The organism is Rhodopseudomonas sp. NSM, assembly GCF_052445935.1.
Lineage (GTDB): Bacteria > Pseudomonadota > Alphaproteobacteria > Rhizobiales > Xanthobacteraceae > Rhodopseudomonas.
This window is the reverse complement of sequence record NZ_JBQTCH010000008.1, coordinates 177709-191480: the sequence shown is the minus strand read 5'-3', so window position 1 is coordinate 191480 and position 13772 is coordinate 177709. Positions and strand designations below refer to the sequence as shown.

Here is a 13772-nt window from a genome sequence, read left to right as displayed (position 1 = left end):
CAGGCCGGCAAGACGACGTTCGCGATACTCGGCCAATCGCCCCCGGATCGCCGGCAATCGCAACCCGAAATCAGCAGGACGAGCAGACCGATGAAGGAAGCACTGCAGCGATCAGAGGCCAGAAGCGGGCACCATCAGGTTCTCCCTTCCGCTGAAGGAGTGGCGAAAACCACGCTGATGGCGGGCCTGAATGAAGAACAGTCACGCGCCATGATCCCGATCGCCAAGCCGTGTGTCGGGCCGGCGGAAGCCGACGCCGCGCGCGACGCCGTGCTGTCCGGCTGGCTGTCGCAAGGCCCGCAGGTCGCCGCTTTCGAGCGCGAATTCGCAGCGGTGGTCGGCGCCGGATATGCCTGCGCGGTGTCCAATTGCACGACCGCGCTGCATCTCGCGCTACTCGCGGTGGGCGTCGGACCGGGCGACGAGGTCATCACATCGAGTCACTCCTTCATCGCCACGGCCAACAGCATCCGGTATTGCGGCGCAACGCCGATCTTCGTCGACATCGATCCGGCGACCTATAACCTCGATCCGGAACGCGTCGCCGAGGCGATCACCGGACGCACCCGGGCCATCCTGACCATCCATCAGATGGGGATGCCGTGCGATCTCGAAGCGCTTCTTGCAGTGGCGCACCGGCATGGAATTCCGGTGATCGAAGACGCCGCCTGCGCGATCGGCAGCCGAATCGCCATCGATGGCGACTGGGAGTATGTCGGCAGGCCGCGCGGAGCCGTCGCCTGCTTCTCGTTTCACCCTCGCAAGGTGATCACGACGGGTGAAGGCGGCATGCTCACGACGTCCGACCCGGAGATCGACCGCAAGCTGCGGCTGTGGCGTCAGCACGGCATGAATGTTCCCGATACGGTGCGGCACAGCTCGCCGCAGGTGATCTTCGAGGACTATGTCGCGGTCGGCTTCAACTATCGCATGACCGATGTGCAGGCCGCCGTCGGCCGCAAGCAACTGGAGCGGCTGCCGGATGTGGTAGCGCGGCGACGTGCGATCGCGAGCCGGTACAGAGAGCTGCTCGCCGGTCTCGACGGGCTGACGCTACCGTTCGAGCCCGAATGGGCGCGCTCGAACTGGCAGAGCTATTGTGTGCGCCTGCCCGACAGGGTGGACCAGAAGACGGTCATGCAGAACATGCTCGATCAGGGGATCGCCACCCGCCGAGGCATTATGTGCTCGCACCGTGAGGCTCCTTACGCGAGCGATGAGCGTCGGTACAGCCTGCGCCAATCGGAATTCGCCCAGGATCATGCGATCCTGCTGCCGATCTATGCGCAGATGACCGAGGACGAACAGGTGCGCGTCGCCGAGGCGCTGCGCGCGGAGCTGGAGCGGCGTCGGTCCTGACAGGACAGAACCAGCGCGCCGGCTTTCCGTTGGACGCGACGTCGTTACACGAGTCGGTGTCCGCTTCGCTCGCAATCGCTCTCTAGGCCGACGGATGAGCGACCTGTTGCTCGGGTTTGCCGACCGGCGTTGCGCCGTTGCTGCCGGTGTCGAAAACCGCGGCGATGACCTGCCGCTGGTTCTGATCGTCGGTCGCACCCGCTCCGGTCCATTTGAGATACCTTCGTCGAATCCGGTTGCCGGCCACGCCGGCCGCGACATGCAGCGCTTCGGGAATCAGTTGCCTGGCGGCGACCGGCGTCTGAATGGCCGAGACGTAGATGCCTTCGACGATTTCGGCGGCACGGCCAAGGCTGAAGCGCGACTGCACCAACTGACGGCCAAACGATCCGAGCTGGCTGCGTATCTCGGGTGAGCCAACGAGCCGCTCCAGCGCCCGGTGGAGCGCCGGCGCTCCCGTTCCGAGCGAACCGGCACCGAGACCGTACCAGCCCTGTCGCAGAAACATCGGCGCGCTCTCGGGCGTCAGCAACTCGCTGAATCCCGACTCGCCGACCACCACGAGCGGCTTGCCGAACGCCATCCCCCGCAGTGCCGAGCCGCCTTGCCCGACGATGATGTCGGCAGCCGCGTAGGCGGGGCCCGGGTCGGCCATCTCACCCGCCAGAAGCACGGCTTCGTAGCCGGCGTCCGCATTGGCGCTGGCGGCGCGGCGGGCGACGTCGTCGCGCGCCCGGCCGTCGCCCACGATCACCAGCCGCATCGGGTTGCCGGCTCGGGCAAGCGCGCGAACCGCGTCGCACGCCGTCAGCAGGCCCTCGAGCTTGAGGTCCGGCACCAGCCGGCAAATCATGGCAATGACGACTTCGTCCGGCCGGATGCCGAGGCGCGCGCGAAAAATCCGGCCGTCGATCGAGGGGTTATCAGCCCCGGTGTCGACCGGCGGCTCCAGCAGGTAGACGCTCCGATAGCCGGACGCGACAGCCGAGCGGCGAATGAGCTCGGTCCCCACGGTCAGGTGCGTTCCGCGCGGCAGGAAGGGGACCACCGACATCGACATGATGGTGCCGACCACGGGCGTGCGATGCCGCAGCGTCGCCCCGAAGAACGCTTCGACGATCGGCGGCCATTCGTGGCCGTGGATGACGTCGATTCCGCGGCGTTTGACCAGATCGCCGAGGATGCCGCTCACTCGCGGAGACGGCCGGCTGCGATGTAGCGGCAGTTCGACGTGTTCGAGGGCCAGATTGCGCACCCGTTCCATCAGCGGCCCCGGTTCGGATGCGACGATGACCTCGTGGCCGCGGTCGCGAACCGCACCGGCCAGCTGAAGAGCATTGATTTGTGATCCCCCCACTTCCATGGAATGTGGATAGAGAAGCACCTTCATGGATCCCAACTCCTTCACGGCTTGGACTGCAGGCTAGCCGATGTGACGCCTCTCCCGGAGTATATTGATCGGTAATATTAAATAATCAAATTATATCGATGGCGCATTGATGATTCATTGAATTTAAGCTATTAAATAATGATTATCGCTTAGAAAGACTGCGGATCGGATTTTCGCGCCGGTTGCGCAAGCCAGGACGATTGCGCCGATGAACTTTCCCGTTGAGCTTTCGACATTGCCTGCGTACCGGGCGATCGGAAGGAGTGGCCGGCTGAGCGTGCTTGTGGCGTTGGCAAGCTACGGCACCTCCAACAACAGCCATCTGGACCGCCTCATTCGCGAATACGGGTCCATGCCGTTCGACGTCGATATCGTGATCCTGTCGAACATCGAAAAGAAGCCCGCGCCGGGGATCGAGTGCCGGGTCGGCCTGCCGAGCAAGGATCCGTGGTCGCTGCCGTTCGCGCACAAGGCGCTGTTTGCGGAGCGTGTCGATCGCTACGATCTCTTCATCTATTCCGAAGACGACATCCTCATCACCGAAGGGCAGTTGCGCGCCTTTCTGGAGGTCACCGCAGCGCTGCGCGAGGATGAAGTCGCCGGCTTTATTCGCAAGGAGCAGAGTTCGGATGGTCGTATCAGCTATCCCGACATGCACGATGAATTCCATTGGGATGCTGCGTCTCTCAGATCGAGGGCGGAATTCGTCCTCGCCCGATTCACCAACGAGCATGCGGCCTGCTATGTCCTGACGCAAAGCCAGTTGCGCAAGGCGATCGCGTCCGGCGGCTTCCTGGTCGAGCCGTATGAGTGGAAGCACGATCTGCTTTGCACCGCCGCGACCGATCCCTATATCCAGTGCGGCTTCACGAAGCTGGTCCCGGTGTCGCGTCTGGACGACTTCACCGTCCACCATCTGTCCAACAAATACGCCGGCAAAGTGGGGGTGACCGAAGCGGAGATGCGCGCCCAGGTCGACACTCTGCTGCAACTCGCGGCGGGACCGGGCGCACCGGCCGCGCTGCTCGAAGGCGAGACCAAGCTGTGGCGCCGCATGTACTCGAAGGACTACTATGAGCGTCCGAGTCGGGATCTGATCGCCGCAATCCCGCCGGGCGTGCGAACCGTGCTTTCGGTGGGATGCGGCTCGGGGGCAACCGAGTGTGCGCTTGCGGAGCGGGGCCTGCAGGTCGTCGCCGTGCCGCTCGACCCTGTCGTGTGCGGCCGTGCGGCGGACAAAGGCGTCGAGATGGTGTTCGGCGATTTCCGCATCGCCACCGAAAAACTGCGCGATCAAACGTTCGACTGTATCCTGTTTGCGAACGTGCTCCACCTGGTTGGCGATCCGGTCGAAGTGCTCTCCATGTTTCGCAGCGCTATGGCGGAAAACGCGGTGGCGATCATCCAGACCCCGAACATGCGCAGCGTCCCTGAACTGCTGCGACGGCTCCGCCATCCCCATCGATATCGGGGGCTGGAGAGCTATCATCGCTCGGGCGTTCATATCAGCAGCATCGCAAGAGTCAGGGACTGGTGCGACCGATCCGGTTTGACGGTGGATCGAACCGTCGGGATGCCTCACCCGCGCGCCGCATTCGCACGCGGCCGTTCCGAACTCCTCGATCTGGCGATGTCCCCGAACTTCATCGCCGTGGCCAGGAAGGATGCTTCCGCGAAGGGAGCGCGCGCCACGCCATGAGACTGGAAACAGAGCGCATCGTGCAGAGCCGCACCCGGTCAACGCGCATCGCGTTCGCCACGATCGGCGACGCGAAACAGGTGCGGTTCTGGTCCGGCACGCCGTTCCATATGTCGAAATCGCTCGCACGCGAGGGAAACGACGTCGTCCATATCGGTCCTCTGAACGCATCGAGCTTACCGTTCTACAGAGCCTATTCGAAGGTCTGCCGGACCTTTCGCAGGCCGGGGATCTCTCCGTTTCATGCCGGACCGGTCGTCGCGCAATATGCGGCCGACGCCTCCCGCAAGATTCGCGCGCTCTCTCCCGATGTCGTCTTCGCGCCAGCCGGATCCACCTTTGCCTGGGCCGTGCCTGACGGGGTCCCTCTCGTCTACGCGTCCGACGCGACCTTCCGGCTGGTCGACGACTACCACCCTAACTACCGCAACATGAACGGCGCGGCCCGGGAGATGGCTGACCGCCTCGAGCGGGACACCATCGCGCGCGCGGACCTGCTGCTCTATCCGTCGGAATGGGCGGCTGAATCAGCCGTCAGGCATTATGGTGCGGATCCCCGGAAGGTGCAGGTCATTCCGTGGGGCGCCAATTTCGAACAGCCGCCGGATCGCGCCTCTGTGTTCGGGCCTCGCAAGCCGGGCCCGTGCCGGCTGCTGTTCATCGGTGCCAATTGGGAGGAGAAGGGCGCGGACATTGCGGTCGGCGCGCTCGACGAATTGAGCGCAAGAGGCATAGACGCCGAACTGGTGATCTGCGGATGCACACCGCCGAGGCCCGTCGCCCGCGACGGCCTGACGATCATTCCATTCCTCGACAAGAACGATCGCGACCAGCGCAACCGGCTGGGCCAGCTCTATCGTGACGCGGATTTCTTCCTGTTGCCGACACGGGCGGATTGCTACGGCATCGTGTTCTGCGAGGCGGCGGCCCATGGCGTGCCGAGTATCGCGCCGGCCACGGGTGGCATCGCGGGTGCGATCCGGGACGGCGAAACGGGCTTCCTGTTGCCGCCGGACGCCACCCAAGCGGACTACGCCGCGGTGATTGCCGCGGCCTTTGCGAATCCGGACCGGTCGACGCGCCAACGGCAAGCATGTCGTGACGCTTACGAATCCCGGTTGAACTGGGAGGCGTGGGGCCGGCGTGTATCAGACCTGATTCAGACGCTATGATTGTCATGAACTACCATGAGCTGGTGCCATCCTCGCCCTCGAATGCGTGGTGTCTCACGCATCAGGCCTTCGAGTCGCATCTGGCGCTTTACGGCGAGAGGCTGGTCTCGCCCCGGGATTTCCTGGAGCGCTGCGATGATCCGGCGGCATCCGGCTCCGACGCCGTCGTGCTCACGTTCGACGACGGCTTCCTGTCGGACTACACGCACGTCTATTCCCGGTGCATGGCGGCAGGCGGGATCCCGGGCTTCATGTCCTTCATCCCGGTGGAGTTCGTCGGTGCGCCGGGTCGGATGAACTGGGAGATGATCAGGGAGCTGAACGGGGCAGGGGTCGCGATCGGCTCGCACGGCATGGCCCATGTCGATCTGACCGCGGCCTCGGACAGCGAACTCGATCGCGAGCTCATCGTCTCGAAATCGATGCTGCAGGATCGCCTCGGAGCGCCGGTCAGCCTCTTCGCCTTCCCTTACGGGCGCTTCTCCCGACGCGTGTGGGATGCCGCTCTGCGGGCGGGATACACGCACCTCTTTACCATCCAGCTCGGGCATCATCGCGGCTTCGAATCCTTCCTCTATTCCCGCCTCTGCCTGACCAACGCGATGGACGAAGGCTACATGCGACGACACCTGCATGATCCGGACGCGGCACGCGGTGCTGCCTGGAAGATGACTTCAAAGCTCGGGCTGTATCGCCACGCAATGCGTTTGCGGTATCGCTGACGCAGTCGACGACTTCGCAATGACGGCGCCAGCGCGACCGTCGAACTGGCCGACATCGGACGCGCTGTTTGCGCCGAAGCGGCAGAGACAAAGATCGAGGATGCGGCGTGAAACGCACGGCAACACTGGCGCCTCACAGGATCGAAAGATCGCTGCCGTCCGCCGCCGGACAGGTCGGCACGGCGGCGCAGATGAGGCGGGGCCAAAAGCCGTCTGCGCTCGTTCCGCTCTTCATCTTCTCGCTGGCCCTGCCGTTCTTCTTCTTCATCGGCCCGACCCGCATGTCGCCTTACCGGCTCGTGCTCGTCGTGATGTTCCTTCCATGCCTGATGGCGTGGCTGTCCGGATCGCTGGGGCGACCGCGGCTGCCCGACATCCTGATGCTGCTGACGGCGACATGGGGCGGAATCGTCCTGGTGAGCACCCACGGCACCGACAAGGGGCTGCAATCAGCCGGCATCTTCATCATCGAGACGTTCGGGGCGTACCTGCTCGCGAGGCGATACATTCGAGATGCAGCCGCGTTTCAGCAGATGGTGCGATATCTCGCGGTCATGGTCATCGTGCTGCTGCCATTCGCCGTCTACGAGAACGTTACCGGCTCGGCGATCCTGATCGAACTGTTCGGCAAAATGTTCTCCGTCTACGACGTGGTCGGCGACGAATCCCGGCTCGGTCTCAGACGGGCGCAGGGCCCGTTCGAACATTTCATCCTGTTCGGCGTCGTATGCTCAAGTGCCTTCGGCCTGAGTTACTACGCATACGGCGCGGCGTCGCGTTTCCGGGGGAAGCTGGCGTCCGGTCTCGTGGCGATGGCGGTGTTCTCCTCGCTCTCCTCCGGCGCCCTGCTGTCGGTCGCCGTCCAGGTGATCTTGATCGTCTGGGACAAGATCACCGCGAGCATGGCGCGGCGCTGGGCGATCTTCGCTACGATCCTGATCACCGCGTTCGTGGTCGTGGACTTCGCCTCGAACCGCACGCCGTTCGAGGTCTTCATCTCGTACCTGACGTTCAATGCGGACACGTCGTATATGCGCGTCCTGATCTGGCACTACGGAACGGAATCGGTGATGCTTCATCCGATTTTGGGACATGGCCTGAACGATTGGGAGCGCCCGACCTGGATGGGCGGCAGCATCGATAATTTCTGGTTGGTCAACGCCGTTCGCTATGGGATTCCGGGCTGCTTGTTCATGATCGGCAGTTTCATCGCGCTGTGCCTTGGGCTGGGTCGATTGAAGCGTCTCTCGGTCCAGGCAGCCCAATGCCGCAAGGGTCTCATCATCACGCTTTGCGGATTGGCGCTCTCGCTTTGCACGGTCCACGTCTGGGATGCTCCTTACGTCCTGATCATGTTCCTGCTCGGGGCGGGGGGATGGATGTACGATTGCAACAACGAGGCGCCGGTCGCCGCATCAGCGGCGCAAAATGCCCATCGGCATCGCGGGGCGCATGCCGCTGCTATGGCCAAGCCCTTTCATGGTCGCGGGATGAGATCGCCGAGGACCAGTTGATCGCCGCTCCAACTTGCCCAGCGCACGTTCTCCCATCGGGTGATGCTGATACGCTGGCCCTTGACGGTGTCGAACGCGTAGGGGCCGTACTGGAAAGAGCCGCGGACGAAATAGACGTTCTTCAGGCTGACCGACGATCCGCCGTCCGCGGGGATCCGAAGTCCGTAACCACCCCCATCGAAAAGGACATTCTCCAGGACATGCGAGCCCCGCCAATTGTCCGCCGAGAAGTAACCTGCGGTAGTGGACCCGGCCATCCTGAACGTCGAATTCTTCACCGTGACGGTGCCCTGGCTTCCAGGCGAGTAGCACTGCACGCCGTCGGCGTGATCGCCACCGATTCCGGTGGCGGCAACGTACACCCAGGTCAGGTTGATATTTCCGCTGACGCAGCGGATCCCTTCCCTCGACTGGATGCGAACCCTCAGCAGATCGCAGGAGCCGCCGCAGGTGATCGTCGGTTCGCCGGAATTCTCGACGATCGACGCATCGGTTCGCGACGAACCCGGCGGCAGTTTGATCCGGCCCGAATGACTGACGACCTTGGCGTAGATGGGATCGTCGAAGCTCAATGGTACGGCGGCTGCGGGCGCGGGATCGGATGCGGGGACGACCGTCGGGACGGGTTCGGCGATGGCGGTGCCTGCCGATGCCAGCGTCAGTATCATCAGGTAGCGCATGAAAGCTCCGAAATCAGTGTGTGATATCTCGAAACGGAAATGAATACGTCGCTGAACGAATATAGACATCTGTCAGGCGGATGGAAATTATACGAGGCGCGGCGATCTGAATGATCGCGTGGGCCTCGCGTCGATGAGGGCCGCTGACCGGCGGCAAATACAAAGGGTGTCCGGGATATGTCGAGTGCCAGCGCCAGACTTGCCGTCATCATCGTTTCGTACGGCAATCCGGACGATGTCGAGCGCTGCCTGACATCGCTGGCTGGTTCGGACTGGGACGAGTTCGAGGTCTTCATTTGCGAGAACGCCGGCGTCGCAGCCTACGACAGGCTGGTAGCCAAGCTTGCGGGGCCGGATCGGCTGTTGCAGCCGATCCCCGGCGGCGCGGACATTCTCGATCGCTCACAGAAGCGGCTCGTCTCGGTCGCAAAATGCCGATTTCAGCGTCGAGCGAATATCGTCCGGATCGGGCTGGCGACCGAGAATCTGGGTTACGGAGGCGGCGTCAACGCGTGGCTCGAGCCGTTGCTCGGGGTGCCCGGCTGGGAGGCGGTGCTGGTTCTCAATCCCGACACCGAGGTGAATCGGCGCAGCCTGTCCGAATTGGTCGCAAAGTCGGCCGAGGGATTCGGCATGGTCGGCGCAAGCCTGGTGTTCGACGACACGCCGGACAGGATCATCAATTACGGCCTGCACTGGTCCCGCATGACGGGTCGGGTCGTCGCCATCGGACGGAATGCACCGCTCGGTACCGTACCGTCGGCCGAGGTCATTGCCAGAATCGATGCGGTAAGTGGCGCGTGCGTTCTGGCGACGCGCGCCTTCGTCGAGGCGGTCGGGCTGATGGCCGAAGACTATTTCCTCTACATGGAAGATCTGGATTGGGGACGCCGTCGAGGGACCCAGCGCATCGGCTTCGCAAGCAAGGCGATCGTGCGCCACATTGGCGGAACGACGATCGGCTCGGCGGTCGCCGTCGAAAAGCGCTCTTATCTCTCGATCTATCTGTCTGCCCGCAACAGCATCCTGTATGCGCGGCGGTTCGCGGGCTGGCGCTGGATCTGCCATTTCGGCGTAGGACTGCTGTTCGCAGCGCGATATCTGGCGAAGGGTTCGTCCTCCGCAGGCCGGGTCGCGCTGGCAGGCCTGCTTGATGGTGCGAGAGGCAAGACGGGGCGCCCGGATGTTGTGCCCGGAGCACGATAGCTGACACCGGCATCGGCCGGCGTCCTGTACGCGCCGTTTCAGCTTGGCCCCCGTATTCGCCCGCCCTCGGTCTGCGGTCGTCCGATGTGCCGCACGTGATGGACGGGCCTGCGGCACAAAATATCGGCGCGACGCGATCGTACGCAACTTTTTTTCGGGCAAGGCTGCGACCGGTTGGCGCGGGCCGGATCCTCGGACCTCGATAGCGATGCCGACCGGAGCCCTCCATCACGGCCGGGAAACGTCGGTCTCCGATCGGCGAGCCGACTTTCGTCTGAGAGGACTCACGATCCGCGATTGACGACGGACTCCCGCGTCCCCGCCGAAGCGGATTCGAGGCGTGACGTCGAACAAGTAATCGCGCGACGAATTAAATCGCGGGGCCAAATAATCTTCGTTCGCATTAAATATTTTGAATCCAAGTTCGATCGGGTGCCCGAGATCTTCGACGCGGGTCGCTTGTTTTCGTGATCAAATTAACTGAGACGAAATTGCGCGATCTTATATTTTGAGGCATCTTCCACTTCTGGCTATCGCTTCCTGATTGCGCTGAGACTTAACCGGGCTAGCTTGCAAATCACCTTCGGTGGGCCGTGATGTTGTCCCAAAAAAGCCTCTGCTTACCATCAAGACGCTCTCCACGATGCGCCATCGCGGGGAGTGCGGAGTATCGCCGCTCTGGAGTGGGACTTGAGCGTGGCGCGGGGACAACAGAGACCACCAGGAGAAGTAGATGTCAGGAATTCCTCTGAGCTGGAATGACCCAATCTTCAGTGGCGTTGCTAATTCGGGATCGGTCGTCATCAAGAATGGCGGCACGCTTTCGAACAAGAGTATCACGGACACCGGGAATACCGCATCGGTCGTTGGCACGGGGTCTTTCACGCTCGACAACGTTCGCATCAGTTCGGCCGAAGGCGTGCGCGTTGGCGGCAGCGGCAATATCGTCATCAACAATTCGTACATCGAATCGACGGGCAAGGCGGGCGATCACGCGGACAGCATCCAGGCCTACGCACCCGGCTCCAATGGAAATCTGACGATCACCAACACCGCGATCGTGGCGCACGAGAACAATGCCACGGCCGGGATGTTCATCGCCGATAATTACGGCGGCTCGGTCACCCTGAACAATGTGATGTTCGACGGCGGTCCGTTTGGTTTGCGCATTGCGGCCGACAATCAGGATATCACCCTTGCGCTCAAGGACGTCTATTTCGTCGGGCCTTTTGAATACAACGCGTTGCTGTTGCAGGAGGTCAATGCGGATATTCACATCGTTCAGTGGGAAAACGTACGCTACGCGACCATTGTAGATGGGCAACTGGTTCCGGGCGCGCCCATCGCGGCTCCATTTGCGGTGGAAGGTCCGAGCACCCCACCCGACGACATCGGGTTGGACACTCCTGAAATTGGTCTGTGGTCGCCGGACAGCGGCAAGGTTGGTGACGGGGTCACAAACGCCAACAAGGTGACTCTGCAGGGCACCGCCTCCGCCAACACCACGATCAAGATCTTCGACGGTGGCAAGCAGATCGGCACCGTCGGTGCGGATGCCGGCGGAAACTGGAAATTCACCAGCGCTGCCCTGACCGACGGAGCGCACAAATTCACGGTGACATCTTCCACGTCGACAGAGACGAGCGCCGCGTCGGCAGCTCGGACCGTGGTCGTCGATACGGCTGCCCCGGTCGCGCCCACACTGGTCGTGTCGACGTCAGCTGCGGCGTTGGCGGCGTCCCAGGTGGCCGTGCTCACGGGCACGGCGGAAGCCAATAGCACCATCAAGGTGTTCGACGGCTCCGCGCAGATCGGCACAGCTTCGGTCAATGGCAGCGGAGTCTGGACCTTCACCACGGCAACTCTTGCCACGGGCAATCACAGCTTCGCGGCCAGGGCCATGGATGCGGCCGGCAATACAGGCGCCGCGTCAGCGGCTGTCGCGGTGACCGTGACGGCGCCCGCACCGACGCCCCAGCCGAGTGCGCCGACGATCGCGTCCGTCTCCAACGACAGCGGCGTGAAGGGCGATGGCATCACCAACGACAATACGCTGACGCTGACCGGAACGGCCGCGGCGGGCGGCACGGTGAAGATCTATGATGGATCGTCCCAGATCGGCACGACCAAGGCTGGCTCAGATGGCTCCTGGAGTTACACGACATCGGCCCTGACCGATGCGAAACACACCCTGACGGCGACGGTGACGAGCAGCTCCGGACAGGTCAGCGCGGCGTCAGCGGCTGTCGCGATGACGGTCGATACCAAGGCGCCGGGCGCGCCGACGATCGGGACGGCGAGCGCCGCCCAGTCGACGTCCACTTTGAAGGCAGTATCGGTTGACACCGGGACGATGGTGAACCTGTCCGGCACGGCGGAAGCCAGGAGCACGGTCGATATCTATGACGGCAATACAAAGATCGGGAGCGTCGCAGCCGGTTCGACCGGTGCCTGGAACTTCTCAACCGATCAACTGTCTTCCGGTCAGCATACGCTGACGGCCAGGGCGACCGACGTCGCGGGCAATGTCGGAACGACCTCCACCGCGCTGCAGGTCAACGTGACCGGATCCTCCTCGGCTCCGCCGCCGGCCCCCAAAATCGTGTCGTTCTCCAATGACACCGGCAAGGCCGGCGATGGCATCACTAAAGACAAGACGTTGAAGCTGGATGGCACGGCGGCAGCCGACAGCAAGGTCACCGTTTTCGACGGTAACAAGGCGATCGGATCCACCGTTTCGGATAGCAGCGGAGCCTGGAGCTTCACCACCGCGGCTCTCAGCGACGGCGCACATAACCTGACGGCCAAGGTGACGGACAGCAAGGGTCAGACCGGCGCGGCGTCCTCGGTGACCGCAGTGACGGTCGATACGTCCGCCCCAAACGCGCCGACACTGGGTGTCTTCTCTTCCGATGGCAAAGCACTCAGCGGCTCGACGACGGTCGACGACTTCCTGCTGAAGGGAACCGCGGAGGCGAACAGCCTCGTCAAGATCTATGATGCAGGCAAGCAGATCGGTTCGGCGACCGCCAAGGGCGACGGCACCTGGAGCTATCAGACCGGTGATCTGTCGAATGGCGATCACAAATTCGCGGCGATCGCTTCGGACAGCGCCGGCAATGCCAGCGCGGCATCGTCGGCGAAGTCGATCTCCGTGATCGATCCTCCGAGCGCGACGTCGGGAGTCGATCTGACCGACGCATTCCAGGGGTGGAATAATTCGCTCGTCATCAAGGGGACGGCCGACGCTTACAGCCAGATCAAGATATTCGACGGCTCCAAGACCATCGGAACGGTCAAGGCAAATGCCGACGGCGATTGGTGGTTTGGCACAGGGGCGGTCTCGTCCAGCACGGTTCACACTTTCACGGCGAAGGGACTCGATAGTTCCGGGCAGGTGGCCTCAAGCTCCGGAAGCACGATCGTCGGCACCTACGGAGCCAATACGCTCAAGGGGACGTCGGCGGACGATATCCTCATTGGCAACGGTCATCGGGATACTTTCGTGTTCGCACCGGATTTCGGCAACGACACGATCAAGGATTTCTGCGCGAGCGGGCCGTCGCATGACGTCGTGCAGTTCAGCAAGAGCGTGTTCGATAGTTTCGCGGACATTCTGTCTCATGCGACGCAAAGCGGCCAGGATGTTGTGATCGCCGCCGGCAACGACTCGCTGACGCTGAAGAATACGAAGATTGGTGCACTGGACAAATCGGACTTCCAGTTCGTCTGAGATGTCGGACTGGACTATCCACGCGAAGGGTCTGATTGGCGTCTCGATTCAGGGGGGCTGAATCGAGACGTCTGAAGGGGGACACGGATGACCAACTTTGGATGGCGGAGAGAAATGCCTCCGCCGGGGCGTGTGCGGTTCAAGAGGACGCCGCGCCTCGCGGACATATCGCGCATGTTCGGGGCTGTGCCGCGGGTGGCGATGGACGGCGCTCCGAAGTCTGGCCCGCGGGGGCCGAAGCCTTCGACCTCCGCGACGCAGAACAGGATTTCGCATCATCTCGATCAGATTCGGCAG

General features: G+C 62.9%; 9 protein-coding genes. 7 read left to right on the top strand and 2 right to left on the bottom strand.

Annotation, left to right across the window (positions count from 1 at the left end):
• Positions 1–210: 210 nt before the first annotated feature.
• Positions 211–1359, top strand: coding sequence for a DegT/DnrJ/EryC1/StrS family aminotransferase (locus ACTZWT_RS20025; RefSeq protein WP_444771525.1), 1149 nt, complete (start codon positions 211–213; stop codon positions 1357–1359).
• An 82-nt stretch (positions 1360–1441) separates the two neighbouring features.
• Here ACTZWT_RS20025 and ACTZWT_RS20020 read toward each other — a convergent pair whose 3' ends face one another.
• A complete protein-coding gene (locus tag ACTZWT_RS20020; protein ID WP_444771437.1) occupies positions 1442–2749 on the bottom strand; it encodes a glycosyltransferase family 4 protein in 1308 nt (435 codons plus the stop codon).
• A 208-nt stretch (positions 2750–2957) separates the two neighbouring features.
• On the opposite strand from ACTZWT_RS20020, the gene ACTZWT_RS20015 reads away from it, so the two are divergent.
• The 4 genes from ACTZWT_RS20015 to ACTZWT_RS20000 all read left to right on the top strand — a co-directional run bounded on the left by ACTZWT_RS20015 (position 2958) and on the right by ACTZWT_RS20000 (position 7856).
• A complete protein-coding gene (locus tag ACTZWT_RS20015) occupies positions 2958–4448 on the top strand; it encodes a class I SAM-dependent methyltransferase (RefSeq protein WP_444771436.1) in 1491 nt (496 codons plus the stop codon).
• The gene (locus ACTZWT_RS20010) at positions 4445–5620 is read left to right on the top strand and encodes a glycosyltransferase family 4 protein (RefSeq protein ID WP_444771435.1); all 1176 of its coding nucleotides are present in this window, start codon (positions 4445–4447) and stop codon (positions 5618–5620) included. Before ACTZWT_RS20015 ends, ACTZWT_RS20010 begins: the two co-directional genes overlap by 4 nt.
• A gap of 5 nt (positions 5621–5625) precedes the next feature.
• Positions 5626–6342: a polysaccharide deacetylase family protein gene (locus tag ACTZWT_RS20005; RefSeq protein WP_444771434.1), complete on the top strand. Its 717-nt coding sequence runs from the start codon at positions 5626–5628 to the stop codon at positions 6340–6342.
• 107 nt (positions 6343–6449) lie between these two features.
• On the top strand, positions 6450–7856 hold the full coding sequence (locus ACTZWT_RS20000) for an O-antigen ligase family protein (protein WP_444771433.1): 1407 nt from the start codon (positions 6450–6452) through the stop codon (positions 7854–7856).
• Here the strand turns inward: ACTZWT_RS20000 and ACTZWT_RS19995 are convergent.
• Entirely contained in the window at positions 7820–8536 is a 717-nt protein-coding gene (locus tag ACTZWT_RS19995; protein WP_444771432.1) for a hypothetical protein, read from the bottom strand. The two genes, ACTZWT_RS20000 and ACTZWT_RS19995, sit on opposite strands and share 37 nt — an antisense overlap.
• 177 nt (positions 8537–8713) lie before the next feature.
• Between ACTZWT_RS19995 and ACTZWT_RS19990 the strand changes: the two genes are divergently transcribed.
• Together ACTZWT_RS19990 and ACTZWT_RS19985 are read left to right on the top strand one after the other, a co-directional pair.
• Complete coding sequence (locus ACTZWT_RS19990; protein WP_444771431.1) at positions 8714–9742, top strand: glycosyltransferase family 2 protein; 1029 nt, start codon at positions 8714–8716, stop codon at positions 9740–9742.
• Between the two features lie 733 nt (positions 9743–10475).
• Positions 10476–13475 carry an Ig-like domain-containing protein gene (locus ACTZWT_RS19985; protein ID WP_444771430.1) on the top strand — a complete coding sequence of 1000 codons (3000 nt, stop codon included), beginning with the start codon at positions 10476–10478 and terminating at the stop codon, positions 13473–13475.
• The last annotated feature ends 297 nt before the right edge of the window (positions 13476–13772 follow it).

Bases quoted from the DNA above. Each gene is read 5' to 3' on its own strand.
- ACTZWT_RS20020 (WP_444771437.1), bottom strand. From the start codon at position 2,749: ATGAAGGTGCTTCTCTATCCACATTCCATGGAAGTGGGGGGATCACAA.
- ACTZWT_RS19985 (WP_444771430.1), top strand. From the start codon at position 10,476: ATGTCAGGAATTCCTCTGAGCTGGAATGACCCAATCTTCAGTGGCGTT.
- ACTZWT_RS20010 (WP_444771435.1), top strand. From the start codon at position 4,445: ATGAGACTGGAAACAGAGCGCATCGTGCAGAGCCGCACCCGGTCAACG.
- ACTZWT_RS20015 (WP_444771436.1), top strand. From the start codon at position 2,958: ATGAACTTTCCCGTTGAGCTTTCGACATTGCCTGCGTACCGGGCGATC.
- ACTZWT_RS19995 (WP_444771432.1), bottom strand. From the start codon at position 8,536: ATGCGCTACCTGATGATACTGACGCTGGCATCGGCAGGCACCGCCATC.
- ACTZWT_RS20005 (WP_444771434.1), top strand. From the start codon at position 5,626: ATGAACTACCATGAGCTGGTGCCATCCTCGCCCTCGAATGCGTGGTGT.
- ACTZWT_RS20025 (WP_444771525.1), top strand. From the start codon at position 211: ATGATCCCGATCGCCAAGCCGTGTGTCGGGCCGGCGGAAGCCGACGCC.
- ACTZWT_RS19990 (WP_444771431.1), top strand. From the start codon at position 8,714: ATGTCGAGTGCCAGCGCCAGACTTGCCGTCATCATCGTTTCGTACGGC.